The sequence below is a fragment of the Planktotalea sp. genome (assembly GCF_965659345.1).
Classification (GTDB): Bacteria; Pseudomonadota; Alphaproteobacteria; order Rhodobacterales; family Rhodobacteraceae; genus Planktotalea.
In genome coordinates this window covers 102,477-127,101 of the sequence record NZ_CBFHVK010000012.1, presented here as the reverse complement: position 1 = coordinate 127,101, position 24,625 = coordinate 102,477, and the positions used below count along the sequence as shown (strand labels likewise).

General features: G+C 52.8%; 26 protein-coding genes. 11 read left to right on the top strand and 15 right to left on the bottom strand.

All coding sequences use genetic code 11. The annotated features are described in order from the left end of the window. The coding region (locus tag ACTG3Z_RS11685; RefSeq protein ID WP_439143244.1) for a radical SAM protein at positions 1-746 on the bottom strand (746 nt) is incomplete at its 3' end. 200 nt (positions 747-946) lie between these two features. Between ACTG3Z_RS11685 and zwf the strand changes: the two genes are divergently transcribed. From zwf to pgi, 3 genes are read left to right on the top strand one after another with little or no spacing between them, the layout of a single operon-like run. Next, positions 947-2,401, top strand: coding sequence for a glucose-6-phosphate dehydrogenase (gene zwf, locus ACTG3Z_RS11680; protein ID WP_439143243.1), 1,455 nt, complete (start codon positions 947-949; stop codon positions 2,399-2,401). Further along, positions 2,398-3,069 carry a 6-phosphogluconolactonase gene (gene pgl, locus ACTG3Z_RS11675; RefSeq protein ID WP_439143242.1) on the top strand — a complete coding sequence of 224 codons (672 nt, stop codon included), beginning with the start codon at positions 2,398-2,400 and terminating at the stop codon, positions 3,067-3,069. The genes zwf and pgl overlap by 4 nt, the downstream gene beginning before the upstream one ends. A 12-nt stretch (positions 3,070-3,081) precedes the next feature. Continuing rightward, complete coding sequence (pgi, locus tag ACTG3Z_RS11670; protein ID WP_439143241.1) at positions 3,082-4,677, top strand: glucose-6-phosphate isomerase; 1,596 nt, start codon at positions 3,082-3,084, stop codon at positions 4,675-4,677. Between the two features lie 74 nt (positions 4,678-4,751). Here the strand turns inward: pgi and ACTG3Z_RS11665 are convergent, their stop codons facing one another. The 5 genes from ACTG3Z_RS11665 to ACTG3Z_RS11645 all read right to left on the bottom strand — a co-directional run bounded on the left by ACTG3Z_RS11665 (position 4,752) and on the right by ACTG3Z_RS11645 (position 8,542). Next, entirely contained in the window at positions 4,752-5,171 is a 420-nt protein-coding gene (locus tag ACTG3Z_RS11665; protein ID WP_439143240.1) for a cupin domain-containing protein, read from the bottom strand. Next, positions 5,168-5,824 carry a DUF7002 family protein gene (locus ACTG3Z_RS11660; RefSeq protein WP_439143239.1) on the bottom strand — a complete coding sequence of 219 codons (657 nt, stop codon included), beginning with the start codon at positions 5,822-5,824 and terminating at the stop codon, positions 5,168-5,170. Before ACTG3Z_RS11660 ends, ACTG3Z_RS11665 begins: the two co-directional genes overlap by 4 nt. A gap of 62 nt (positions 5,825-5,886) precedes the next feature. Next, entirely contained in the window at positions 5,887-7,161 is a 1,275-nt protein-coding gene (gene eno, locus ACTG3Z_RS11655) for a phosphopyruvate hydratase (RefSeq protein WP_439143238.1), read from the bottom strand. A gap of 82 nt (positions 7,162-7,243) precedes the next feature. Beyond that, positions 7,244-8,116, bottom strand: a complete 873-nt coding sequence (locus tag ACTG3Z_RS11650) for a DMT family transporter (RefSeq protein ID WP_439143236.1) — start codon at positions 8,114-8,116, stop codon at positions 7,244-7,246. A 3-nt stretch (positions 8,117-8,119) separates the two neighbouring features. Continuing rightward, entirely contained in the window at positions 8,120-8,542 is a 423-nt protein-coding gene (locus ACTG3Z_RS11645; protein ID WP_439143235.1) for a Fur family transcriptional regulator, read from the bottom strand. 193 nt (positions 8,543-8,735) lie between these two features. Here ACTG3Z_RS11645 and ACTG3Z_RS11640 point away from each other — a divergent pair, with 193 nt between their 5' ends. Further along, on the top strand, positions 8,736-10,088 hold the full coding sequence (locus ACTG3Z_RS11640) for a DEAD/DEAH box helicase (RefSeq protein ID WP_439143234.1): 1,353 nt from the start codon (positions 8,736-8,738) through the stop codon (positions 10,086-10,088). A 28-nt stretch (positions 10,089-10,116) separates the two neighbouring features. On the opposite strand, the gene ACTG3Z_RS11635 is transcribed toward ACTG3Z_RS11640, so the two are convergent. The 3 genes from ACTG3Z_RS11635 to ACTG3Z_RS11625 form a co-directional block, all read right to left on the bottom strand. Then, positions 10,117-10,551: a BLUF domain-containing protein gene (locus ACTG3Z_RS11635; RefSeq protein ID WP_439143233.1), complete on the bottom strand. Its 435-nt coding sequence runs from the start codon at positions 10,549-10,551 to the stop codon at positions 10,117-10,119. Between the two features lie 119 nt (positions 10,552-10,670). Continuing rightward, positions 10,671-11,552, bottom strand: coding sequence for a tellurite resistance TerB family protein (locus ACTG3Z_RS11630; protein ID WP_439143232.1), 882 nt, complete (start codon positions 11,550-11,552; stop codon positions 10,671-10,673). 49 nt (positions 11,553-11,601) lie between these two features. Further along, positions 11,602-12,852, bottom strand: a complete 1,251-nt coding sequence (locus tag ACTG3Z_RS11625; protein WP_439143231.1) for a cation:proton antiporter — start codon at positions 12,850-12,852, stop codon at positions 11,602-11,604. 102 nt (positions 12,853-12,954) lie between these two features. On the opposite strand from ACTG3Z_RS11625, the gene ACTG3Z_RS11620 reads away from it, so the two are divergent. After that, positions 12,955-13,863, top strand: a complete 909-nt coding sequence (locus ACTG3Z_RS11620; RefSeq protein ID WP_439143230.1) for a DMT family transporter — start codon at positions 12,955-12,957, stop codon at positions 13,861-13,863. Here ACTG3Z_RS11620 and ACTG3Z_RS11615 read toward each other — a convergent pair. The 5 genes from ACTG3Z_RS11615 to mazG form a co-directional block, all read right to left on the bottom strand. Continuing rightward, on the bottom strand, positions 13,860-15,272 hold the full coding sequence (locus tag ACTG3Z_RS11615) for a protein adenylyltransferase SelO (RefSeq protein WP_439143229.1): 1,413 nt from the start codon (positions 15,270-15,272) through the stop codon (positions 13,860-13,862). The two genes, ACTG3Z_RS11620 and ACTG3Z_RS11615, sit on opposite strands and share 4 nt — an antisense overlap. A gap of 12 nt (positions 15,273-15,284) precedes the next feature. Further along, entirely contained in the window at positions 15,285-15,734 is a 450-nt protein-coding gene (locus tag ACTG3Z_RS11610; protein WP_439143228.1) for a GNAT family N-acetyltransferase, read from the bottom strand. After that, entirely contained in the window at positions 15,731-16,672 is a 942-nt protein-coding gene (locus ACTG3Z_RS11605; protein WP_439143227.1) for a nucleoside hydrolase, read from the bottom strand. The genes ACTG3Z_RS11610 and ACTG3Z_RS11605 overlap by 4 nt, the downstream gene beginning before the upstream one ends. A gap of 115 nt (positions 16,673-16,787) precedes the next feature. Beyond that, complete coding sequence (locus ACTG3Z_RS11600) at positions 16,788-17,792, bottom strand: Fe(3+) ABC transporter substrate-binding protein (RefSeq protein ID WP_439143226.1); 1,005 nt, start codon at positions 17,790-17,792, stop codon at positions 16,788-16,790. An 85-nt stretch (positions 17,793-17,877) separates the two neighbouring features. Beyond that, the gene (gene mazG / locus ACTG3Z_RS11595; protein ID WP_439143225.1) at positions 17,878-18,702 is read right to left on the bottom strand and encodes a nucleoside triphosphate pyrophosphohydrolase; all 825 of its coding nucleotides are present in this window, start codon (positions 18,700-18,702) and stop codon (positions 17,878-17,880) included. Positions 18,703-18,765: 63 nt separating this feature from the next. Between mazG and ACTG3Z_RS11590 the strand changes: the two genes are divergently transcribed. Genes ACTG3Z_RS11590 through ACTG3Z_RS11575 form a run of 4 tightly spaced genes read left to right on the top strand, consistent with a single transcriptional unit; the run spans position 18,766 to position 22,274 of the window. Further along, a complete protein-coding gene (locus ACTG3Z_RS11590) occupies positions 18,766-19,935 on the top strand; it encodes a M20 aminoacylase family protein (RefSeq protein WP_439143224.1) in 1,170 nt (389 codons plus the stop codon). Between the two features lie 3 nt (positions 19,936-19,938). Next, positions 19,939-20,910: an agmatinase gene (gene speB / locus ACTG3Z_RS11585; protein ID WP_439143223.1), complete on the top strand. Its 972-nt coding sequence runs from the start codon at positions 19,939-19,941 to the stop codon at positions 20,908-20,910. Next, a complete protein-coding gene (speB, locus tag ACTG3Z_RS11580; protein ID WP_439143222.1) occupies positions 20,907-21,848 on the top strand; it encodes an agmatinase in 942 nt (313 codons plus the stop codon). The genes speB (ACTG3Z_RS11585) and speB (ACTG3Z_RS11580) overlap by 4 nt, the downstream gene beginning before the upstream one ends. A 45-nt stretch (positions 21,849-21,893) precedes the next feature. After that, positions 21,894-22,274: a DUF1499 domain-containing protein gene (locus tag ACTG3Z_RS11575; protein WP_439143221.1), complete on the top strand. Its 381-nt coding sequence runs from the start codon at positions 21,894-21,896 to the stop codon at positions 22,272-22,274. Here the strand turns inward: ACTG3Z_RS11575 and ACTG3Z_RS11570 are convergent. Continuing rightward, positions 22,221-22,505, bottom strand: coding sequence for a hypothetical protein (locus ACTG3Z_RS11570; protein ID WP_439143220.1), 285 nt, complete (start codon positions 22,503-22,505; stop codon positions 22,221-22,223). The two genes, ACTG3Z_RS11575 and ACTG3Z_RS11570, sit on opposite strands and share 54 nt — an antisense overlap. A gap of 61 nt (positions 22,506-22,566) precedes the next feature. Here ACTG3Z_RS11570 and prfA point away from each other — a divergent pair, with 61 nt between their 5' ends. Together prfA and prmC are read left to right on the top strand one after the other, a co-directional pair. Further along, positions 22,567-23,622, top strand: a complete 1,056-nt coding sequence (gene prfA, locus ACTG3Z_RS11565; protein WP_439143219.1) for a peptide chain release factor 1 — start codon at positions 22,567-22,569, stop codon at positions 23,620-23,622. Next, positions 23,619-24,497: a peptide chain release factor N(5)-glutamine methyltransferase gene (prmC, locus tag ACTG3Z_RS11560; RefSeq protein WP_439143218.1), complete on the top strand. Its 879-nt coding sequence runs from the start codon at positions 23,619-23,621 to the stop codon at positions 24,495-24,497. Before prfA ends, prmC begins: the two co-directional genes overlap by 4 nt. The last annotated feature ends 128 nt before the right edge of the window (positions 24,498-24,625 follow it).

Here is a 24,625-nt window from a genome sequence, read left to right as displayed (position 1 = left end):
GATTTGTCCAAAATACCCCAGCAGGCGGTGGTGATTTCGGGAACATCCACTGTTTCATCCATTTCTGGGAACAAGACAGTTTCGGCAGGGTTGTCTGCGTTTATGTCAAACCCGTGCTCGGCAAACAGCGCGCTGTAGCCTTTACGCGATTCCAAGTCGGTCTCGCCCCAAACGGTTCGACCCGCCACTGCCATATTAAACCCGTTTTCTTGCAGCCACGTCATACCTTCGATCGTCTTGGCAAACGTGCCAGCACCACGTTCTTTGTCGTGGTTGTCCGCATCCCAATGATCAACGGAGATACGCATCGTCAATTTGCCCGGGTAGGCCGCATTCAACTCTAGCAATCCTGCGCGCATGGATTTGCGCATCATTGGGCGCATCGCGTTGGTCAGAATCAAAACATCATAGCCGCGCTCTAACGAAGCACGTGTGATGTCGATCATCTCAGGGTTCATAAACGGCTCACCGCCGGTAAACGCTATTTCGCGGACGTTCCATTTGCGCGTTTCTAATTGATCTAGATAGTCACGGACCTCTTCAGCGCTGATATAGACCAAGGCGTCGTTCTTTGGTGAACTCAGAATATAGCAATTCTCGCACTCGATGTTGCACAAGGTGCCGGTGTTGAACCAAAGTGTTTGTGGATCGCTCAAGGCGACGCTTGCGCGCGCTTCGCCTTTGGCGGTGAGGAACGGGTCTTTGAATTTCTCTGCCGCGAGTTGGGGCGTTTCCAGATCTTTCATATTGCGTCCTCAGAATAGCGATGCGTTCATTTAACCTGCACTGTTCAAACATAAAAGTGCGGATAAAAACGCTGACACCATTGTGATGTGAAAAAGCAGTGATAGACATGCCCGCGACAGCAGGTTACATGTCTGCGGAAAAGCACGTTAGCGCTAACAAGCTGTGCGCATAGCTATTAAAAAGAAATGGAGCGCCTGTTATGGTTTCTCGCGTTATCCCCGTCGACCCTTTTGATCTTATCATCTTTGGCGCAACAGGTGATCTCGCGCGTCGCAAGATTCTGCCGGGTCTGTTTCGTCGTTTTTGCGCAGGTCAAATTCCTCCGGAAAGCCAAATCATTGGCGCAGCACGCAGTGATCACGATGCGCAAGAATTTCGCGTCGTTGTGGCTGAAGCAATCCGAGAGTTTGGCGGCGGAAAAGCGTGCGAAGACGGCACACTAGATGAGTTCTTGCAACGAATCGATTACGTCACCGTCGATGCGCGCGGTGATACAGGATGGCGCGAGCTTGCTGGAAAAGTACGCAAAAAGCTGATCAACGCCTTTTACTTCTCCGTTGGGCCGGGCCTGTTTGGCGATTTGGCAGAGCGCCTTCAGCGATTTGATATGGCTGATGATGATAGCCGTATCGTTGTGGAGAAACCCTTTGGCCGCGATCTTGCCACTGCCAAAGCGTTGAATGCCTCTTTGGCGAAGCATTTCGATGAAACGCAGATTTACCGGATCGATCACTATCTGGGCAAAGAAACGGTTCAAAACCTTATGGCTGTGCGCTTTGGCAACATGTTGTTCGAGCCGCTTTGGAACAGTCAGTACATAGATCACATTCAGATATCTGTGGCAGAAACAGTCGGTGTCGGTGGGCGCGGGGGCTATTATGACAAATCGGGTGCTATGCGCGACATGGTGCAAAACCACTTGATGCAATTGCTGTGTCTTATTGCGATGGAGCCACCCGCAAAATTTGATCCTGATGCCGTGCGCGACGAAAAGCTTAAAGTAATTCGTGCACTTGATCCGGTTGAGCCACACCATATGGTGCGGGGCCAATATGGGCCAAGCGAAGGCGATGACGATTTTCGCACGCATGTGGGCGATCCAGCCAGCAAGACAGAAAGTTTTGTTGCGATGAAACTTGCGATCAGCAATTGGCGTTGGGCTGGCACGCCGTTCTACTTGCGAACAGGTAAAAGGCTGAAAGCCCGCACGTCTGAAATTACGGTTGTTTTCAAAGATGCACCACATTCGATCTTTGGCGCTGAAGCAGGGCGACATAACAATGAGTTACGCATCCGCCTTCAACCCAATGAAGGCATGACGCTCGATGTAACAATTAAGGAGCCAGGCCAAGGCGGTATGCGCCTTGTCGACGTACCCCTTGATATGAGTTTTGCAGAGGCATTGGGGCCAGATGTTGCCGAAGTGCCCGACGCTTATGAACGCTTGATCATGGATGTAATCCGCGGCAACCAAACTTTGTTTATGCGCGGTGACGAAGTTGAAGCAGCGTGGGCTTGGACTGATCCAATTATAGAGGGCTGGCAAGCGCGTGGCGAAGTGCCTAAAACATATGACAGCGGTAGCGATGGGCCAACCGACGCAATGGCTATGATCGCGCGCGATGGCCGCATTTGGAGAGAGATCAAGCTATGAATTTTATCAAATATCCCGATGTAGACATGCTGATGATTGATCTGGCGAACAAGATTGCAGGCGATTTGAATGCCGCTTTGCTTCATGAAGATCGTGTGTGTTTGGCCGTGCCCGGTGGCACAACACCAGGACCATTGTTTGACGATCTATGCGCAGCTGATCTGCCCTGGGAGAACGTTGATGTGATGTTGACGGATGAACGGTGGGTGCCCACAGATAGTGATCGCTCAAATACAAAACTCATTCGCGAACGCCTTCTGACGAACCGCGCAGCTGCTGCGCGGTTATTGCCACTTTATACGCCTGCGGATCAACCCGAAGATGTCTTGCCCGAACTGGAAGCGATGATTGCGCCTGAACTGCCGATTGCGGTGTTGTTGCTTGGCATGGGCGCAGACATGCACACGGCGTCGTTGTTCCCTGGAGCAGACAAGTTGGACGAAGCTTTAGCGCAGAATGCGCCGATTTTGGTGCCAATGCGTGCACCGGGCGCGTTGGAAACACGCGTGACACTCAGCGCGCGAGTGCTTGATGGTGCATTGCGCAAACATATCGTGATCACAGGCGCTGAAAAGCGTGAAGCTTTCGAAAAAGCGCAACGTTTAAGCCCGTCAGAGGCACCGATCAGTGCCGTTTTGACCAGCGCAGATGTACACTGGGCTCCTTGAGGAAAATTTCAAATGTGGACTAAGGTAAAAGCGCTTGACACTGATCTGAACATTTTGGATTTGTTTGAAAAAGATAGCAAACGTGCTGAAGCGTTTTCCGTGAACGCGTTAGATATGTTGTTTGATTATTCCAAAACGGCCCTTGATGCCAATGCGCGCGATGCTTTGATCGATCTGGCAGATGCTGCCAAGTTGGCAGAAAAGCGCGATGCGATGTTTGCGGGCGACGCGATCAATGACACGGAAGGGCGCGCAGTCTTGCACACAGCTTTGCGCAATCTGTCGGGTGATCCGGTTGTTGTAGATGGCGTCAACGTGATGCCAGAGGTTCTGGCAACACTCGATAGAATGCAAGCGTTCAGCGATGATGTGCGCAATGGAACGTTCAAAGGGCAGGGCGGCCAGATCACTGATGTTGTAAATATCGGTATCGGTGGCTCTGATCTGGGTCCTGCGATGGCAACACTTGCACTTGCACCATATCATGATGGGCCAAATTTGCACTACGTGTCTAACGTTGATGGCGCGCATATTGCAGATACGCTGCGCGGACTTGATGCAAGCACAACACTTGTAGTTGTTGCGTCAAAAACCTTCACAACAATCGAAACGATGACCAACGCGCGCACAGCGATGGCGTGGATGTCTGAAACGGTCAAAGAGCCCGCGACACAATTTGCGGCGCTCAGCACGTCTGAGGAAAAAACAGCAGCAATGGGGATCCCTTCGAGCCGCGTGTTTGGCTTTGAGGATTGGGTCGGTGGCCGATATTCGCTTTGGGGGCCAATCGGGCTTGGTTTGATGATCGCGGTTGGCGGTGACGCGTTTCGTGCATTTTTGCGCGGTGCAGAAGCTATGGATCGCCATTTCCGCGCAGCGGAGATGCACGAAAACCTACCTGTGATGCTCGCCTTGGTGGGAATTTGGCACAACCAGGTTTGCGGCCACGCGACGCGCGCTGTGCTGCCATATGATCAGCGCCTGTCGCGTTTGCCTGCGTATTTGCAGCAGCTCGAGATGGAAAGTAACGGCAAATCCGTGCAAATGGATGGGTCAGACGTGGACGTGCATACGGGGCCAATCGTTTGGGGTGAACCTGGTACAAATGGACAGCATGCGTTTTACCAGCTGATCCACCAAGGCAGTCGTACTGTGCCCTGTGAATTTTTACTTGCGGCCGAGGGGCATGAAGAAGATTTAGTGCATCAGCACCAGTTGTTGATTGCAAATTGCTTAGCGCAATCAGAAGCTTTGATGACAGGGCGCTCGCTCGATGACGCGCGCGCTTTGATGGCTGCCAAAGGCTTTGAAGGTAGTGAGTTGGAACGCCAAGCGCGTCACCGCGTGTTTCCGGGAAACCGTCCTTCGACAACACTGCTATATCCCAAACTGACCCCTGAGATACTGGGCCAGATTATCGCTTTATACGAGCACCGTGTATTTGTTGAGGGTGTGATCCTTGGGATCAATTCTTATGATCAATGGGGGGTGGAGCTGGGCAAAGAACTTGCAACGGCTTTGCAGCCTGTCATTGAGGGGGCGATGCCTGCGGATGGTAAAGATGGCTCAACGCAAGCTTTGGTTAAATACATCCACGCGCGGACTTAAAGTATCTGTTGGCGGGGGCCAGCCCCCGTCGATCAAAGATCGACTCCCCCGGAGTTTACTTTGAAAAATGAAGCCTATGCGGTTGGAATGTCGAAATCTGGCGCGGCGAGTTCAAAGCCTTCAAAGCGAAAGCCGGGCGAGACCGTGCACCCCACAAGAGTGAAGTCGCCTGTGCTGCGGGCCTTTTGCCAGTGATCCACAGGCACTATGAGTTGTGGCGCGCCTTTTGTAAGATCAGGCGTAAGTAGATGGTCACGCGCGGGGCCTTCGTCTGTTTCACTGAGTGATAGGATCATGGGGGCACCAGCGTAGTAGTGCCAAATCTCTGTTGCGTCGACTTTGTGCCAGTGGCTGCTTTTGCCCGCTTTGAGCAAAAAGTAGATGCACGTGCCGTGCGCGCGCGGTTGCGCATCATCAATATGGGTTTGGCGATACCAGCCGCCCTCAGGATGCGGCTGGAGATCGAGGTGGGCGATGATTTGATCGGGGGTCATAAGTCTACTCTGATCTGTCTTAGGGTTGGGGCAGAGATCGCGCAGGTCAGCGATATTTCTACAATCGAGTCGCGCGTTTTGACTAAGTTTCTGCTGCGCCGGTTCTCCTTGAACGCATCAAGGCCAGATGTTGCGTTTGTATATATCCAATCTCCCCGCCCAGCGTGCGCACCACCTTGTGTGAAATTGCCACTGTTGATCGGCGAAAACCATAGATGATGTTGGAACCGTGAGAGGAGTGCTGTGCTGTCGAGCCACAGAACATGCATGTCAACATCACGCCCGATGCTGCTAGCAAATGCAGACAGCCGTTTTTCTGGCCAAAAGAAAACCCGCTTATCCAATTGAACGGCCCAACTGTGCGCATCATGCCCATCAACAATGCGATTAGCCGCGGCAAGACCGTGCAGGATCGGCTTTTGATGGTTCAGTTTTAACGTGCCGTCATCTCCGTTCAATTCCACACGACTTTCGCGCAGCGCGATGCTGTTGGGATCAACGCCAGTGTGCTTTGCCAAATCATAAGCACTTCTTAGGCCATTATTTTCAATTGAACTGACGTTTTGAACGGCGGTGCAATGCGCGACTTTGAGGCCGATATGCTGAACGATCCTTTCAATCTCCAGGTCACTCAGTTTAGGACTTTCTGACAAGCTCGTTGCCTCATTTGGTTGTGAGACTGGGTCAGAAATCCCAAATATCTTTTTCCAGAATCTCATTTAAGGATAGAACGACCCGCATAGCGTGCAGTTTCGCCTAGTGTTTCTTCGATGCGGATCAACTGGTTGTACTTTGCCAATCTGTCAGAACGCGCAAGCGAGCCTGTTTTGATCTGACCGCAATTGGTGGCAACGGCGAGGTCTGCGATGGTTGCGTCTTCTGTCTCACCGGAGCGGTGGCTCATCACGTTGGTGAAACGCGCACGATGCGCCATATCAACTGCTTTAAGGGTTTCTGATAAAGTGCCGATTTGGTTTACTTTTACCAGCATTGAATTTGCGCTTTTGCGCTCGATCCCCATTGCAAGACGTTCTGGGTTGGTGACGAACAAATCATCCCCAACCAACTGAATGCGATCCCCTAAAAGTTCTGTGAGCGCTGCCCAACCGTCCCAGTCATCCTCGTCCATGCCATCCTCAATCGAAATGATCGGATAGTCGTTGACCAAGGCTTCCAGGTACTTGGCATTCTCTTCACTACTCAGAGATTTTCCTTCACCTGCAAAGACATACTTGCCGTCTTTAAAGTATTCGGTCGCCGCGCAATCAAGCGCAAGGAAGATATCTTCGCCTGGAGTGTACCCTGCTTTCTTGATCGCGTTCATGATGAAATCAAGTGCTTCACGGGTGGATCCAATGTTAGGCGCAAAGCCGCCCTCATCACCGATGCCCGTAGACAGACCTGCTGCGGTAAGCTCTTTTTTCAAAGTGTGGAAGATTTCAGAGCCCATCCGAACCGCTTCACGGATGTTGGCCGCAGAAACAGGCATGATCATGAATTCTTGAATATCAATAGGGTTATCAGCATGTTCGCCGCCATTGATGATGTTCATCATTGGCACGGGCAGTGTGCGCGCTGAGGTGCCGCCCACATAACGGAACAGTGGTTGGGTGCAAAAATCAGCGGCAGCTTTGGCAACGGCCAAGGAGACGCCAAGGATTGCGTTCGCGCCAAGGCGCGCTTTATTTGGCGTGCCATCAAGCTCGATCATCATCGCGTCGATCATTTCTTGCTCTGTGGCGTCCATGCCGATGAGCTCTTCAGCGATCTCACCGTTTACGGCCGCGACAGCTTCGAGCACACCTTTGCCCATGTAACGCGCCTTGTCGCCATCACGCTTTTCTACCGCCTCGTGAGCACCCGTTGAGGCGCCGGACGGCACGGCCGCACGACCCATTGTGCCATCCTCAAGGATAACATCTACTTCGACCGTTGGATTGCCGCGGCTGTCGAGGATTTCGCGGGCGTGGATGTCGATGATAGCGCTCATGGCGGATGTGTCCTTATGACTTTGTTTGTGATTTAGCGCCTGATTACACTGCACTTGCCGTGGGGGGAACCCTGTTAGCGCACTAATTGTTACCGCTAACGGAAAGTTTTCGTTCGCGCCACATGACGAACAGGCCAGAGCCGATCACAATGAATGCGCCAAGCAACGTCAGTGCATCAGGCTGTTCAGCGAAAAGAAGCGCTGCGATGATCAGTGCAAAGACGAGGCGGGTATAGCGAAAAGGCGTGACAAAGGAGACATCGCCAAGGCGCATCGCAGCAGTTATTGCATAATATCCAACCGCGTTGACCAGTGAGGCACACAGCACGATCCCTAGAGCAGACGGGCTTGGCATGGCGTGTGGACCCGTGAAGGGAAGCATCAAAATACCCGCCGGGATCAGAGCCGCGGTTCCCCAAGTGGCCATTTGCAATGTGCCGATGCGCGCGGGCATGATGCGGGTCAGTAAATCTCGTGTGGAGAGACCGATCGCGCCCAAAAGGGCGAGAACTGCGCCAAAAGAGATGCCACTTGCATCAGGGCGCAGCATCAAGATCACGCCAAAGAATCCCGCAATCAAGGCGATCCATCGGCGGGGCCCTACTTTTTCCTTAAGAATAAGCGCCGCGCCAAGTGTAACGAACAAAGGAACCGCTTGGATGATTGAAATGACCAACGACAAAGGCGCGAGGGCAAGCGCGCTGACCAAACACATTGCCGTAAATGCTTCAACGCAATTGCGCAGCATGACGATCTTATCAAAGAAGCTGCGCGAAAAGACGTTTTGCCCGCTGCGTTGTGCAAGCGTCGCGAAAATGATCATCCCTGGCACAGACATCAGGATCAAAACCTGAGCGATGGACATGGCACCAGCAGAAAGCTTCACGAAAGCGTCGCCCAGGGCAAAGCCAAACATGGACAGAACCATCAAAAGAGCCGCGCGGGTGTTTCCCACCGATTATTGCGCTTTTGGCTTTATTGGAACGCCATAGAGCTCAAGTTTGTGCCCTTTAAGCGTATACCCAAGGCGCGCGGCAATACGCTCTTGCAGCTCTTCGATCTCTGGATCGACGAATTCGATGACTTCGCCCGAGTTCATATCGATCAAATGATCATGGTGATCGCGCTCTGCATCCTCATAGCGGGCACGGCCATCGCCAAATTCCAGCTTGTCCAGAATTCCCGCTTCTTCAAAAAGTTTCACAGTGCGGTACACTGTTGCGATCGAAATCTGCGCATCAACAGCTGAGGCGCGTGCGTAAAGTTCTTCCACATCAGGGTGATCATCACTGGCTTGCAGCACTTTCGCAATAGTGCGGCGTGGTCCGGTCATCCGGAGGCCTTTGGCTTCGCAGCGCTCTATGATTGTCGTGTCAGCCATATTGCGGCTCCGCGTTGTCCAGTGCTCGCCCGTCCATAGCCTAGACGAGCACTGGGGAAAAGGGGCAGGATATGGCACATTTTTGCACTGCGGTTGACTTGACGCACAAAAGAGGCCATGAGCAGCCCAAACCTTGCAAAACGCGCCCGAGCACGGGCTGCGATGCACATACTACCCCTAAAGGACATATCTGTTGAGTGAATTTGAAACCATGGGCCTGCCCAAACGCCTTATAGAGCGTTTGAGCGAACTGGGCCTCACCACACCAACCCCAATCCAAGCCCGCGCAATCCCTGAAGCCTTGAACGGTCATGACGTGTTAGGGCTGGCCCAGACGGGAACGGGTAAAACTGCGGCCTTTGGTTTGCCGCTGATTACATTGCTCAGCGAAAATCCCGGTCGCCCATCGCCAAAAACCGTACGCGCCCTTATCCTTGCGCCAACACGTGAACTTGCCAATCAAATCGTTGAGAATTTGAAAGACTACACCAAAGGCACGCCGATCAAGGTTGCTTTGGTCGTCGGTGGGCAATCGATTAATGTGCAATCCAAACGGTTGGAAAAAGGCATTGATATTCTTGTCGCGACACCGGGTCGTTTGATCGATTTGATGGATCGCCGTGCACTGACGCTCAAGGAATCGCATTTCTTGGTGCTCGATGAGGCGGATCAGATGCTCGACATGGGCTTTATTCACGCGTTGCGTCAGATTGCGGCTGTTTTGCCAGAGCAGCGTCAGACGATGCTGTTTTCGGCGACAATGCCGAAGCTTATGAACGAGATTGCCAACACCTATCTCAAGAGCCCCAAACGCATCCAAGTGTCACCTCCGGGCAAGGCCGCGGATAAAGTGACACAAGTTGTTCATTTTATCGCAAAAACGGAAAAGCAGTCGCTGCTGATCGAATTGCTCGGTGCGCATAAAGAGGAACGTGCCTTGGTTTTTGGCCGCACGAAGCACGGGTGCGAAAAACTGATGAAACAGTTGGTCGCGCGCGGGTTTGCGGCCACGTCGATCCACGGCAACAAAAGCCAAGGCCAGCGCGAGCGCGCACTGGCTGCGTTTAAGAAGGGTGAGATGAAAGTGCTGGTTGCAACAGATGTTGCTGCGCGCGGTCTCGATATCCCCGATGTACGCCACGTTTATAATTACGAGCTGCCCAATGTGCCCGACGCCTATGTGCACCGCATCGGTCGTACCGCGCGCGCGGGTAAAGACGGCGCCGCAATTGCATTCTGCGCACCCGATGAGATGGATCTTCTGAAAGACATCGAAAAGACGATGAAAATCTCGATCCCCGTTGCTTCTGGCACGCCTTGGGTTGATTTTGATGGTCCATCTGCAAAAAGCCGCTCTGGCATGGGCGGTCGCGGCAAAGGCGGTGGCGGTGGTGGCCGACGTGGCGGAGGCGGGGGCAGACCCGGTGGCGGCGGAGGGCGACCAGGTGGCGGTGGCAAACCCGGCGGTGGCGGTTCCGGCAAGCCTGGTGGTGGTCGTCGGCGTCGCAGCGGCGGTGGTGGTGGCGGCGCGAAACCTGCAAGCTAATCCAAAACACTTAAAAAACGCGATAGGGTCACGTCACTGCTGTGATCGTGACCTTTTCTCCCTCTAGCGCGTGGGCCGCAAAGGCGGTCAACAGGGGTAATGGATCCACATCTTGACCTGGCCGCATCCAGCCCATGTCTATTGAGCTGAGATTGAATTGTGTTTGCAGAAGTTCGATCTGGCCCATGTCCCAATGTGGAAACAAACGTTCATCCAAAGTCCCGTCAGCGAGAATGTTGAAGGTGTTGTGCCTTTCATCCTGTTGAATGATGGACAATCGGCGCATCAACGGTTCCTTCGGTCCCTCAAGGTACTGCAAGAAATGATCTTTGTCGGTGTGTAAAAAGCCCGTCAGACCATTGCGTTGATTGTTAAGTAAACTCACGCGCACGATTTCACTGACAACCCGTCCACGCAGGTGACGTTTGGCTTTGCTGCGATAAAGCACAAAATTAATGTCCATTTGGGTACGACCTTGCTTCTTGAGAGGTCGTTTTCGCGCAAACGAGTTAGCAAAACGTAAAAAGGCGCTCTGCCTACGGGGCAAAGCGCCTAGAAATTTAGCGAGTTTGACGCGGTCGATTAAGCGCTAACACCCATTTGCATGTTCAGCATTTGCGCTGTCTGTGGATCGATCCCAAGCGCATCTGCGAGCGCGGCCATGTAGGCTTTCTCTGCAGGTGTGTCGACACGGATTGACATCATCGACATTGCGTAGAGCTGGAATTTCTGCGCGTCAGGCGTATCTGCGGCAAGCGCTTCCACATCAACAGGCGCGGCGAGTTGTGCCTGAATGAACGCGATGTCTTCTGCATCCGCATCATCACCAACGGTTTCAAGGATTTTCGCGCGCTCTGCAACATCGATGTCGCCATCTGACTTCGCCGCTTGAATCATCGCACGCAGCATCAAGCCAGCGCTTTCCTCTGCTTCGGGTGCTGCTGGGGCTGCTTTGCCAAAACCGTCCAGCATGTCGCCCACGCCTTTGCCACCCACCGCTGCGGCACCGCCAAGGGCTGCGAAAATACCAGCAAGTCCGACACCTGCGCCAGCACCGCCGCCTTCGCCGCCGCCTGTAAGGGAGGACAGCAAACCGCCTTTGTCAGCGCCTGCATCAGCGCCACCGCCCATAAGACCCCCAAGCATTCCTTGAAGGTCCATGCCGCCACCAGCAGCGCCACCACCGGTCATTTGCGCCATCATATCAGCCATTGGGTTTGATCCGGCTTCACCGCCGCCCGTCATTTTACTCATCATGTCGGCCATAGGGTTGGCCCCCCCCTCAGCGCCGCCACCCATCATGTTTTGCATCATATCGGCCATCGGGTTCGCACCAGCGGCCCCAGCTTCGCCTTGTTGACCGCCCAAAAGTGCGCCAAGGCCACCGCTACCTGCCATTTTATCCACGCCGCGCGCTGTTGCATATCCGATAGCGACTTTCGCCAGTGTTCCCATAAGGCTCATGTGTTCTCTCCTAAAAAATATTGGCGCAAGGCCTTTGATGTTACGATGTTTAGACCAAATCCGGTGCGCGGCCAAAGCGATTGGCAAGGCGTGCAACGCTCAGACCTTGTACGATAATTGAGAAGATCACCACAATGTATGTTGCAGTGAGAATTAGCGGCTTCCATTCCCCCTCAGGCAACGACAGCGCAAGGGCTACGGAAATTCCGCCTTTGAGGCCGCCCCAAGTCATAATCGGTATAACGCCTGCACTAAACTGGCGGAACGGTTTGAGCAGCAACACAGGGATCGCCACAGCCGCAAGACGCGCAACAAGTGCAAGTGCGATTGCCATGACGCCTGTGATCAGGAAACTCGCGTCAAACGCTATCGCGAAGACCTCAAAGCCGATCAGCAAGAACAAAACCGCGTTGAGAATTTCATCAATCAGCTTCCAAAACGCATCTACATATTCGCGCGTTTTGGCAGTCATGCCTTCTTTAGTGCCGATGTCACCAATTAACAGCCCTGCACAAACCGCCATGATCGGCGCTGACACATGTAAATAGACCGCAAGTTCATACCCCCCAAAAGCAAGGCCAAGCGTCAGCAAGACCTCTAGTGAGTAATCATCTATACGGCGCATCAAGCGAAACGTCAGCCAGCCAAGCACGATGCCAAGAACTGCGCCGCCAACCGCTTCTTGGAAAAACAGTTTTGCAGCATCCGCAACACCGCTGCCATGATGATCATCCCCATGCGGGAAGGCGATACCAACAAGAACAAGGAAAACCACATAACCTACGCCGTCGTTAAACAGCGATTCACCCGCGATCTTTGTTTCCAGTGACTTGGGCAGGTCCGCTTCGCGCAAAACGCCCAAGACTGCGACGGGGTCTGTCGGCGAAATCAACGCGCCGAACACAAGTGCAACAATAAGCGGCATGCCCGTAAGCCAAGAAAACCCAAAACCGACCATTGCCGTGGATAGCGCGATGCCAATCGTTGCCATTAAGAAAACGAGGCGCCATTCTTTCTTAAGGTCACTGAGCTTCACATGCAAAGCACCTGCAAAAAGCAAAAGCCCTAGCATGCCCTCAAGCAGGGCTTCGGAAAAATCGATGCCTGTCACAGTGTCGCGCACAACATCTGCAATGCCAAGCGCAGGCACGCTGAGATCAACCAGTAAAATCACCAGTGATGCGAGGAGCGAGACAACAAGAATGCCAATCGCACTGGGAAGTTTCAGGAATAGGTAATTCAGCGCCCCAAATGCCCCTGCAAGTACGATCAAGAGGGACGTTATTTGCAAAAAATTCATAAGAGCGCGCACTTTATATAAAAACAGTTGGAGCAAACTAGGGCGCTGCGCCTGAGATGAAAAGCACCAAACACCAAAACGACCCTTGACCCGACGCGCTTCATGGGGTCTGCCAAAGGGATGGATCGCAAAGACAGATTAGATTTCATCGGCGTGAGCGCGATGCTCGGCTTTGCCACGCTATTTGCGTTCAATCAGATTGTGATCAAGATCACGATCGATGGGATACAACCTGTATTCTCCGCAGCCCTGCGGTCGTTAATTGGTCTGGTGGCGCTGTTCATCTGGATCAAAATTCGCGGCGTGTCGATGCACATGACGCGTGGCCAGCTTTGGGGCGGCGTATTGATCGGCTTTCTGTTTACGTTCGAATTTCTCTGCTTATTCCTCGCGCTCGATATCACCACCGTCAGCCGCGCCAGCGTTATTTTTTATACCATGCCTATCTGGCTGGGCATCGTCGCTCACTTCCTGCTCCCCGGAGAACGTTTGAGCGGCATTCGCTTACTGGGCTTTGTGATTGCCATCTGCGGAGTGGCTTGGGCCTTTCTGGATCGATCCACCGGGGACGCAAGTTTACTTGGGGATGTTCTGGCCTTGATTGCGGCATTTGGTTGGGCAGGGATCGCGCTTGCGGTGCGCCTGACACCAGTGAGTGACGCCCCTGCGGAACTACAGCTTGGCTGTCAGTTGGCCATTTCTGGCGTGGTTCTTTTGATCCTAAGCCCGCTCTTTGGGCCGCTGATACGTGATTTCCAAATGATTCACGGTGCAGCGCTGATGTTTCAGTCTATCGTGATGGTTATCTTCGGGTTTCTGCTGTGGTTCGCATTGATGAAAATCTATCCGGCCTCGGACATCGCATCCTTTTCGTTTCTGTCCCCGGTGCTTAGCGTTTTCTTCGGATGGTGGATTTTGGGCGAAGAGATTCACGCGCAAACCATTGGCGCGTTGATCCTTGTGTGCATCGGTCTGGTTTTGATCTCTCGCAGACCCAAGAAGGCGGTTTAAGTTCCGCAGAATGTTGCGGGCACGATCTCATGGGTATGCGGCGGCCGCATCAGATCATCCGTGTCATCGCCATGCTCGAACGGTGTGCTCAACGCTTTATTCAACCGATGAAACGGCGCAAAGTCACCCTCAACGGCAGCGGTGATCATTTGCTCAATGCGGTGATTGCGCGGGATGATCAATGGATTGCGCTGCGCCATCAACTCCTCAGGATTGCTTTCCTCTTTCAGCCGCTCACGCCATTTGCCATGCCAGACCTCATAGGCATCGCGGTCCGTCATTTCGTCAATCGCGCTGCCACGGGTCATTGCGCTGAATGTATTGGTGAAATCAGAGCCGCCTTTTTCTATCATATCCAACAGATCCGCGATCAATTCACCGTCCTCAACACGTGCCTTTGCGATGCCAATTTTCTCGGCAAAAACCGCAAGCCATTCGGCGCGCAGATGGTCCTTCATCACATGCAGCTTGGCGGTGAAGCGTTCGATTGCGTCCTCCGCATCTGGCATCAAAGGCACCAAAGACGTCGCCAGTTGCGCCATGTTCCAAATCGCAATGTCAGGTTGGTTGGCGTAGTTATAACGCCCCATCCGATCAATCGAGCTGAACACACGATCCGAGGTAAACCCGTCCATGAATGCGCAAGGCCCATAATCAATCGTTTCACCAGCGATCTGGCAATTGTCTGTGTTCATCACGCCATGGATAAACCCAACGCCCATCCACGCAGGGATGAGCTTTGCTTGTGCGTCCATAACGGCTTGCAGCAGCCCTTCGGGTCCATTCACGTCTGGGTAATGACGCGCAATTGTGTAATCGCAGAGCTCTTGTAGCTTGTCGATTTGCTGGCGTGCTGCGAACACTTGAAAGGTGCCAACGCGTATGTGAGAGGCCGCAACACGCGTCACAATTGCGCCGGGCAGCATAGCTTCGCGGTAGATTTGCTCACCTGTTCGTACAGCGGCCAAGGCGCGGGTGGTGGGAATGCCAAGCGCGTGCATCGCTTCAGACACCACATATTCGCGCAGAACTGGACCAAGCCATGCCTTTCCGTCACCACCGCGCGAATAAGGCGTGCGCCCTGATCCTTTGAGCTGGATGTCGCGGCGCTGGCCTTTGACATCGATGACTTCCCCAAGCAATACGGCGCGCCCATCACCAAGCTGTGGGTTGTAATTGCCAAACTGATGCCCAGCATAGAGCTGTGCAAGCGGCTCCGCACCGTCGGGAATATGAGCGCCACCAAAAATAGCACCAAGGTCGTCGCCCTGTTCGATCCCAAGCTCCGCCCCAAGCGCGTCATTATACGCTATCAATTCGGGCGTCGGTGCGGGTTCGGGCATTTGATGTGTGAAAAATCCAGTGCCAAGCCCAACAAAGCTGTTATCGAATGGAATTTTAGTCTGCATTTGAGGGATCCTTCAAAGGATACGGGACATCATTTGATACCCTGTACGGGGCTTGAAATGGCAACGTTTATAAAGCCGTAACGCGCGCTCATTCTTTGGTTCGACTTCCAGATGCAACGCTTTCATACCAACGGATTTCAGCATAGCGACAAGGGCGGTGATGACCTCAGAACCAACGCCGCGGCCGCGCACGCCGGAGCGGATATAAATTTCGTCGATGAATCCATCCAATCCACCAAATTCCACAGACCAGCCGAAAGTGATTACGATATAACCGATTGGCGCGCGGGCAGGGCCAATGAGATAAATCGCACCATGTGGCGAGCCTTCTAACAAGGGGGCCAGCGCTGCTTCGCGCTGCTCTGATGTGCTACTCAAGTCGGTTTCCGCATGAAACGCGCCGACCAATCCCATCAGCCGTTCAAGATCATCAGGTTTTGCTAGGTGAAGAGCCGCGCTCATAAACGTGCCAAGCGCACTGTCAGCAAATCAAAGAATCCTTGCGCATCTACATCACCCATGAACATTGCGTTGGGTTCGCGTCCAGACACGCCCCACCAGTCCGCAACCGTCATTCCAAGCGTCAACTCTGACGTCGTTTCAACCTCGACATTGATATAGCGGCCTGAGAATAGCTCCGGTTTGATCAAATAAGCCGTCACACAAGGATCATGCAGGGGTGCACCGTCAGAGCCGTATTTGTCCGTATCAAACCGTTCAAAAAAGTCGATCATGTCGGCCATCACGTCGCAGACTTTGGTTTTGCAATCGCGCAAAGCTTGTACGCGGTCTGGGGTGACAAGCACTTTGTGCGTTACATCCAGCGGCATGACAGTGATCTTCACGCCAGATTTAAACACTATTTCAGCAGCTTCGGGGTCAACGTAAATGTTGAACTCTGCGGCGGGTGTGATGTTGCCAACTTCGAAATATGCGCCGCCCATAAGCACAATCTCTTGAATACGTTCTGCGATGTCGGGCGCGCGTTGCAGCGCACTTGCGATATTGGTGAGCGGACCGAGCGGGCAAAGCGTCACGCTATCGCTAGGTCGCTCTCGCAGGGTTTCAATGATGAAGTCGACGCCGTGTTGGTCTTGCAAAGCCATCGTTGGGTCCGGCAAGCTTGGCCCGTCAAGGCCTGTGGAGCCATGCACATGCTCTGCGGTGATCAACTTGCGCGCAATGGGTGCATCGCATCCTGCGAAGACACGTACATCTGTCTTGCCAGCTAATTCACAGACAATGCGCGTATTTTTCTGGGTTAAGGGGAGTGGAACATTCCCCGCAACGGCCGTAATCCCCAAAATATTGATCTCGTCAGGGCTAGCAAGCGCGAGCAAGATTGCAGCGGCATCGTCCTGTCCGGGGTCTGTGTCGATGATGATGTCTCTTGGGGGCAAAGCGGCGCTCCTGTTTGTCTGCGCGTAATCTGTGCCACCCGGCTGGGCTTGTCCATGGGGCAGACACACAAAAGCCCGCGCAGTGGCGGGCCTTTGCTTGTCAAAAGACTGTGGTTTAGCCGTCGAAATCCACCTCTTCGATCAGCTTCAAAGCCGCAGGGCGGTTTCCGGCAAGGGTCATCAAATTCACCTCATCAGGTGTGAAAGATCCCCAGCTTTTCACTAGCGGATCCGCTTCGGTGCCCGGTGCAATCGGGTATTCAAAATTCGCAGAGGCATAGATTTCCTGTGCCATTGGGGACGCAAGGAATTCCATCATTTTGATTGCATTGTTACGATTGGGCGCTGATTTGATCAAAGCCACGCCGGATACATTCACATGCGTGCCACCATTTTCGAACGTGGGAAACACGATACGCACGCTATCGGCCCATTCTTTTTGTTCATCATCTCCGAGCATTTGGCCCATGTAATAAGTGTTTCCGACTGCAATATCACACTGACCTGACCAGATCGCTTTGACTTGTGCGCGGTCATTACCTTGAGGTTTGCGCGCGAGATTATCTTTCACGCCTTGTAACCAAGTTTTTGCGCCGTCAATGCCTTGATGCTCGATGACTGCTGACGTCAGCGCAACGTTGTACGCGTGCGTGCCCGAACGCGTGCAAATGCGACCTTCCCATTTAGGATCTGCAAGATCTTCGTAGGTGGTGACTTCACCATCAGCGACACGCTCTTTGGACGCATAGATGATCCGCGCCCGCGTTGTCACGCCGAACCAGTGGCCCTCTGGATCACGCAGGTTTTCGGGAACGTTGCTGTTCATTTTCTCGGACGTCAAAGGCGCGGTAAAGCCGCCATCGACGATGGACGCAAGACGCGAAATATCAACTGTCAGAACCAGATCCGCAGGCGAGCGATCACCCTCCGCCGCCAAACGCTCGACCATGCCTTTGGCAAGAAATGCAACATTCACTTTGATGCCTGTTTCGGCGGTGAACGCATCAGTGAGTGGTTTGATAAGCTCCGGTTGACGGTAAGAATAAATATTCACTTCGTCAGCGTATGCGGCTGTTGCAAGGGTGCTTGCAGCAAGAAAAGTCGTAAGTGTGCGGCGCATGATGCGGTCCTTTGTGCATGTTCTTCTCATGCATTACTAATCTGACTAAAATAGTCAGGTCAATACCTGAATAAAATTATCAGGTTTATTTGGTCGATGTTTTTTCCGCAATCTTGGCGGCGTCCCATAGGGCATCCATTTCTTCTAGGGTCGACTGCTCAGGTGTCTTTCCTTGCTCTGCCAACGCGCGCTCAATGCTCTCAAAGCGCCGTGTGAATTTTGCGTTTGCTGCGCGCAAAGCTGTTTCAGATTCGATTCCCAGATGCCGTCCCAAATTCACCATCACGAACAAAAGATCACCGAACTCTTCTTCAACTTCTGCTTGGCTCAAGGTGTCACGTGCTTCGACCAATTCACCGGCTTCCTCAACGATCTTGTCCAAGACTTCATCCGTTAAGGGCCAATCAAACCCAACGCGTGCCGCACGTTTTTGTAGCTTTTTCGCACGCAAAAGCGCGGGCAGGCCCACGGCAACACCCTCAAGCGTGCCTTTTTGCGCCTTTTGTGCGCGTTCTGCTGCTTTGATCGTTTCCCAATCCTTGGTTTGTTGATCCGCGGACTTAGCATTGCTTTGATCGCCAAAGACATGGGGATGACGCGCGACCATTTTGTCCGACATTGTATCGGCCACGTCATCAAAATCGAACAAGCCACGCTCAGATGCCATTTGAGCATGAAACACCGACTGAAACAGCAAATCCCCTAGTTCGCCACGCAATTCATCCCACTCTTCGCGCTCGATTGCATCCGCAACTTCATAAGCTTCTTCAATCGTATAGGGCGCAATTGACGCAAAATCCTGTTCGATGTCCCATGGGCAACCGGTCTTTGGATCGCGCAACGCACGCATAATTTCGAGCAGACGAGGCATTCCGCCGTTTGGTGTGTGGATCAAGGTTTCATCGGGCATTGCGCTGGGGCTTTCATTTGTATCAAATACGTTTCTAACGATACCCTTTACGGAGTCCATCCTATGCCAATTGTGAACCGCATCGCGGAGTTTGCCGAAGACATGACTGCATGGCGGCGCCACCTGCATACGATTCCTGAATTATCCTTTGATTGCCCAAAGACAGCAGCCTTTATCGCAGAGCGTTTGCGCGAAATTGGTGTTGATGAAATGCATGAAGGAATCGCGCAGACTGGCATTGTTGCAATCATCAACGGGCAGGGCGATGGCCCTACGATAGGATTGCGTGCGGACTTTGATGGTCTGCCGATCATCGAAGCCACCGGGCTAGAGTATACATCAACGCACGAGGGGAAGATGCATGCATGTGGTCACGACGGTCACACGACGATGTTGCTTGGTGCGGCGCGCTACCTTGCAGAGACACGTAATTTCTCTGGTCGCGTTGCATTGATTTTTCAGCCCGCAGAAGAAAATGGCGGCGGTGCGGAGGTCATGGTGAACGAGGGCATCATGGACACCTTCGATATCGCGCAAGTTTATGGCATTCACAATGCGCCTGGTTTTGTCGCAGGCGGGTTTTACACGACGCCCGGGCCGATCATGGCCGCGGTTGATACGTTCCACATTGATATCAAAGGCGTTGGTGGGCACGGCGCAATGCCGCATGAAACTTGTGATCCGGTGATTGCAGCCTGTGGCATGGCGCAAGCGATTCAGACGATTGTGTCGCGCAATCATTATGCATTGGATGACTTGGTCGTATCCGTGACGCAAATTCATACAGGCACGGTAGATAACGTTATTCCTGACTACGCGTATATCAACGGCACTGTGCGCACCTTTGACCGTAAAGTTCAGGATATGGTTGAACGACGCTTGGGCGAGATTGTTGCAGGGCAAGCCGCTTCTTATGGGGTGTCAGGTGAGCTTAGGTACGAACGCGGCTATCCTGCGACGATAAATTGCGAGAAAGAAGCCGCGCATGCTGCTGATGTTGCGATAGAAATTTCTGGTTCTGATAAAGTTGTCGCTGACGCAGGTCGCGAGATGGGTGCCGAAGATTTCGCCTATATGTTAGAGAAACGTCCCGGTGCGTATTTATTCCTTGGCCAAGGCGAAAGTGCAGGGCTTCATCATCCTGAATACAACTTCAACGATGACGTCGCCCCAGTCGGCGCAAGTTTCTTCGCACGTTTGGTCGAGCGATCCCAACCGCTGAAAGGTGCTTAAGCGATGGCGCTAGAGGATGCAAAAACACAAGTAGATCATGCATTTACGCGTGAAAGCTTGCGTGGATTGAGCAATGAGAACACTTTTGGTGGTGCCACGTCATTTTTGCGTCGCCGCTACAGCAAGGATTTAAGCGGCGTTGATCTGGCAATTACGGGTATCCCCTTTGATCAGGCCACAACCAATCGCACTGGCACACGCCTTGGCCCTAGGGCGATCCGTGAGGCCTGTAGCCTGCAAGCGCCTGACGCTCCCTATGGTTGGGGGTACGATCCGCTTTCAGAGTTGGATATTGTCGATTACGGCGATCTGGCGTTTGATTACGCGATGGTCAGTGAATTTCCTGCCGCGCTAAAGGCTCATATCAAGGGGATTTTGGATGCTGGTGCAGCGAGCATATGCCTTGGTGGGGATCACTACATAAGCTTTCCAATTCTGCAAGCTTATGTAGAGAAATTTGGCCCGCTTAGCTTGATCCAATTCGATGCGCACACGGACACTTGGCAAGACGACAATATGGAGCGGATTGATCACGGAACGATGTTTTACAAAGCAATTAAGCTTGGTCTCATCGATCCAGAACGCTCTGTATCTATCGGTATTCGCACTGATAATCCTGACACGATGGGGGTTAACATCCTTGACGCGCGTTGGGTGCATGAAAATGGTGCTGCGGCGGTCGCGGCACGTGTGAAGGAGATTGTTACAGATCATAAGAGCTATGTGACCTTTGATATCGATTGCCTTGATCCGGCGTTTGCACCCGGCACAGGCACACCTGTTTGGGGTGGTCTTGCGTCTTGGCAGGCTGCTGCAATCCTGCGGGATTTGGCCGGAATCAATATGGTAGGCGGCGACATCGTAGAAGTATCACCACCCTTTGATACGACCGGCGCAACAGCGATCGCGGGCGCACATGTGGCAGTTGAACTTCTTTCCTTATGGGGCTGGAATCACTTGGGAAAAAGCAAATGAACAACCAACCTCTTGGTGGAAACGAACTTGCGCGTTTTTCCGGCCCTCAGACGTTTATGCGTTTGCCCTCGCAGGAAGGCTCGGAAGGGTTAGACGTTTCAATCCTTGGCATCCCCATGGACATTGGAACCAGCTGGCGCTCTGGCACACGTTTCGGGCCAAAGCAAATCCGTGAGCAAAGCGCGATGATCCGGCCCTATAATTTGCAAACTGGCGCTGCGCCTTTTGATAGTTTGAACGTGGGCGATATCGGTGACGTTCCAATCAATACGTTCTCTCTTGAGAAAAGTTTGTCCATTATTACAAATTATTACGATGAACTCTTAAAGTGCCCAACGATACCCGTTGCGCTTGGTGGGGATCATTCGCTTACCTTGCCTATATTGCGTAGCGTCGCGAAGAAACACGGGCCTGTTGCCTTGGTACATGTGGATGCGCATGCGGATGTGAATGAACATATGTTCGAAGAGCAAGAAACCCACGGAACTGTATTTCGGCGCGCATATGAGGATGGCTGTCTTCAAGCTGACAAGGTTTTTCAGATTGGTTTGCGTGGCACGGGGTATGGTGCGGATGATTTTACGGAAGCGGCAGGTTGGGGCTTTCATCAGCACCTTGCACCCGACTTATGGCACAAGAGCCTTACGCCGTTAGCCTCTGAAATAAGGTCTAAAATTGGTGATACGCCGGTCTATATCAGCTATGACATTGATAGCCTTGATCCTGCTTTTGCACCGGGTACAGGGACACCAGAAATTGGTGGTCTGACCTCAATGCAAGCGATGGAGCTTATCAGGGGAATGCGCGGTTTGAATATCGTTGGATGTGACCTCGTCGAAGTCAGCCCGCCTTATGACACATCTGGTAACACCGCACTGACTGCGGCCAACCTTGTTTATGAGATGCTCTGTGTTTTGCCCGGTGTTTCCTACCGGTGAGCGCTGAAAAATCCGAAACTTGAAATGAAAGACAAAGGCCAACATATGTGGACGCTCATTATACTCGTACTGCTCGCGGTGTTTGTGGCTTATGTGCAATTCGCACCCAGCGATCCAAATCGTTGGCATAAGGACGTGACAGGTGAGCAGAACGCCGACTTTGCTGGCGGTGCGTTGCGGATTGTCGAAGTGGAGCTTGCTGATCTTGATCGCGTCATTCGTGAAAGCGGGGGCCGCGTGCTCGCAGGGAGCGTCGAAGACGGGTTAATCACTTATATTTCGCGCACACGCATTGTTGGCTTTCCGGATTACACAACCGTTCAGCGCCGTGGCCCGCAACTTGCGATTTATGGCCGCTTACGCTTTGGCAAGTCAGACCTGTCCGTCAACAGGAAGCGAATAGAGGGTTGGATTTCCAAGCTCTGAGGATAAACAGCCAGGAGCCACCTCGCGCCACATCGGAACGTTCAAGCTCATCTGGCATTGCGCCATAAACATACGACCATCTACTTGAAGACAGGTCATTTGACCCAATTCCATGCGCGCGCCACCTTTGTCCGTGCAATAACAATCGACGGTTTTTCCACTTGGGCTTGTCACGTCCGCAAAAGAGCCGACAGGAAGCACGAATGCGATCAAGGTCAGGACTTTTCTCATAGCGAAAAGTATATCATAAGCGCAAAAGCACGCAAGTCGTGCGTAATTTGGAGACGTCGCAATGGTTCCAATGGACCGCCTTATGCAAATAACCCAGCGTTTCGAGTTTCTCGAAGCGAAGATGGCAGGCGGCGCTGAGGGCGGCGAAATAGCTGATTTAGCTCGGGAATATTCCGAACTGAAACCAGTTGTTGAGCAGGTGGCGGCCTACAAGCAGCTTTTAGCCGATATTGAAGAGGCCACAGAGATGTTGGCCGATCCTGATATGAAAGAGCTTGCTGAAGAAGAACTTCCAGCGCTGAAAGAAGCGCTGCCAGAGGCCGAGATTGCGTTGCAATTGGCGCTTTTGCCAAAAGATGAGGCGGACGCTCGCCCAGCTATGATTGAAATACGTCCCGGCACAGGCGGCGATGAAGCAGCACTTTTCGCAGCGGATTTGTTGCGGATGTATCAGCGCTATTCAGAAGCGCGTGGTTGGAAGTTTGAAATCCTTGAAGAACAGCTGACCGAACTTGGCGGCATCAAAGAGGTGACAGGGCACATCAAAGGCGAGAATGTTTTTGCCCGTTTGAAATACGAATCTGGCGTGCACCGTGTGCAGCGTGTGCCAACAACAGAAAGTGGCGGGCGCATTCACACATCTGCGGCGACTGTCGCGGTTCTGCCTGAAGCGCAAGAGGTTGATCTGGTCATTGCTCCAAACGATATTCGCATTGATACGATGCGCGCGTCCGGGGCAGGTGGGCAACACGTGAACACCACTGACTCTGCGGTACGCATAACCCATTTACCCACAGGTATCATCGTGGTCAGCGCCGAAAAATCGCAACACCGCAACCGTGAGATTGCGATGCAGGTTCTGCGCACGCGTCTTTATGATGCGGAGCGTCAGCGTATTGATGATGAACGCTCTGCGGATCGTAAATCGCAGGTTGGCTCCGGCGATCGCTCTGAGCGGATCAGGACGTATAATTTCCCGCAAGGTCGTATGAGTGATCACCGCATCAACCTTACGCTCTATAAGCTCGATCAGGTGATGCAGGGCGAGCTAGATGAAATCATCGACGCACTTACGGCGGATGATCAAGCAACGAAACTGGCGGAAATGAACGGGTGAATTGGCAAGAGCTGATTTTATCTGTGCGCCATCGCTTATCTGCGGTCAAAACCGAGGATGTCATGCGCGATCTACGTATTCTGGCGGCGCATGTGATAGAGGTCGATGCCTCACGTATGACCTTGCACATGCATGATGACGTCAGCGCAAACCAGCGCGAGCTTTTTGAAGCGTTGGTCGGTGGACGTAGCGCGCATATGCCGATCTCCAAACTGATCAAACGGCGTCTCTTTTGGGGGCGGGAGTTTAGTGTCGATTTCGACGTCCTCGATCCGCGCGCTGATACAGAAACGCTCATCGCCGCTTGTTTAGAGCTGGAGCCAAAGTCAAATGTGCTCGATCTGGGGACAGGCAGCGGGGCAATTGGGCTGACATTGGCCGCTGAATGGCCGCGCGCGAACGTGCTGTGCACTGATATTTCTGAAGGCGCTTTGACCATTGCGCGCCAGAACATGAACCAAATCGGCGTTGCAGATACTGTGCGTTTTCAGGTCTCTGACTGGTTTGACAAGGTGATCGGCACCTATGACCTTATCGTGTCAAACCCTCCTTATATTTCGCTGGATGAATGGCAGACGCTTGATCTGGAAGTGCAATTTGATCCGAAAATTGCGCTCACGGATAACGGCGATGGGTTGTCAGCCTATCGCATTATAGCAGCGCAAGCGGGGGCTTATTTGGAAAAGGGCGGACATTTGATTGTGGAGATCGGTCATCAACAAGGGCGCGCCGTGCGAGCACTGTTTGATTCAGCCGGATTTACACAAGTTAAATGTTTGCCAGATATGGCTGGGAGAGATCGCGTTGTGTCTGGCCTGTGGAGTGGTGAACACGCTTTAGCTGTGCAAAATTATCGCGGTTTTTCTCGGGTTTAAAGGAATCATGTTGCAGCACCCCGCGTGAAGTGCTTTATGGATGTTGCTAAACGGGTGAACTTTTCTGTTCGTTCCCCATAGCACCAAGCCACAAATAGTGATCTTGTTTCTCGCGCCCAAAGTTAGCG

Bases quoted from the DNA above. Each gene is read 5' to 3' on its own strand.
- zwf (WP_439143243.1), top strand. From the start codon at position 947: ATGGTTTCTCGCGTTATCCCCGTCGACCCTTTTGATCTTATCATCTTT.
- pgl (WP_439143242.1), top strand. From the start codon at position 2,398: ATGAATTTTATCAAATATCCCGATGTAGACATGCTGATGATTGATCTG.
- pgi (WP_439143241.1), top strand. From the start codon at position 3,082: ATGTGGACTAAGGTAAAAGCGCTTGACACTGATCTGAACATTTTGGAT.
- ACTG3Z_RS11665 (WP_439143240.1), bottom strand. From the start codon at position 5,171: ATGACCCCCGATCAAATCATCGCCCACCTCGATCTCCAGCCGCATCCT.
- eno (WP_439143238.1), bottom strand. From the start codon at position 7,161: ATGAGCGCTATCATCGACATCCACGCCCGCGAAATCCTCGACAGCCGC.
- ACTG3Z_RS11645 (WP_439143235.1), bottom strand. From the start codon at position 8,542: ATGGCTGACACGACAATCATAGAGCGCTGCGAAGCCAAAGGCCTCCGG.
- ACTG3Z_RS11635 (WP_439143233.1), bottom strand. From the start codon at position 10,551: ATGGACATTAATTTTGTGCTTTATCGCAGCAAAGCCAAACGTCACCTG.
- ACTG3Z_RS11630 (WP_439143232.1), bottom strand. From the start codon at position 11,552: ATGAGCCTTATGGGAACACTGGCGAAAGTCGCTATCGGATATGCAACA.
- ACTG3Z_RS11625 (WP_439143231.1), bottom strand. From the start codon at position 12,852: ATGAATTTTTTGCAAATAACGTCCCTCTTGATCGTACTTGCAGGGGCA.
- ACTG3Z_RS11620 (WP_439143230.1), top strand. From the start codon at position 12,955: ATGGGGTCTGCCAAAGGGATGGATCGCAAAGACAGATTAGATTTCATC.
- ACTG3Z_RS11615 (WP_439143229.1), bottom strand. From the start codon at position 15,272: ATGCAGACTAAAATTCCATTCGATAACAGCTTTGTTGGGCTTGGCACT.
- ACTG3Z_RS11610 (WP_439143228.1), bottom strand. From the start codon at position 15,734: ATGAGCGCGGCTCTTCACCTAGCAAAACCTGATGATCTTGAACGGCTG.
- ACTG3Z_RS11600 (WP_439143226.1), bottom strand. From the start codon at position 17,792: ATGCGCCGCACACTTACGACTTTTCTTGCTGCAAGCACCCTTGCAACA.
- mazG (WP_439143225.1), bottom strand. From the start codon at position 18,702: ATGCCCGATGAAACCTTGATCCACACACCAAACGGCGGAATGCCTCGT.
- ACTG3Z_RS11590 (WP_439143224.1), top strand. From the start codon at position 18,766: ATGCCAATTGTGAACCGCATCGCGGAGTTTGCCGAAGACATGACTGCA.
- speB (WP_439143223.1), top strand. From the start codon at position 19,939: ATGGCGCTAGAGGATGCAAAAACACAAGTAGATCATGCATTTACGCGT.
- speB (WP_439143222.1), top strand. From the start codon at position 20,907: ATGAACAACCAACCTCTTGGTGGAAACGAACTTGCGCGTTTTTCCGGC.
- ACTG3Z_RS11575 (WP_439143221.1), top strand. From the start codon at position 21,894: ATGTGGACGCTCATTATACTCGTACTGCTCGCGGTGTTTGTGGCTTAT.
- ACTG3Z_RS11570 (WP_439143220.1), bottom strand. From the start codon at position 22,505: ATGAGAAAAGTCCTGACCTTGATCGCATTCGTGCTTCCTGTCGGCTCT.
- prfA (WP_439143219.1), top strand. From the start codon at position 22,567: ATGGTTCCAATGGACCGCCTTATGCAAATAACCCAGCGTTTCGAGTTT.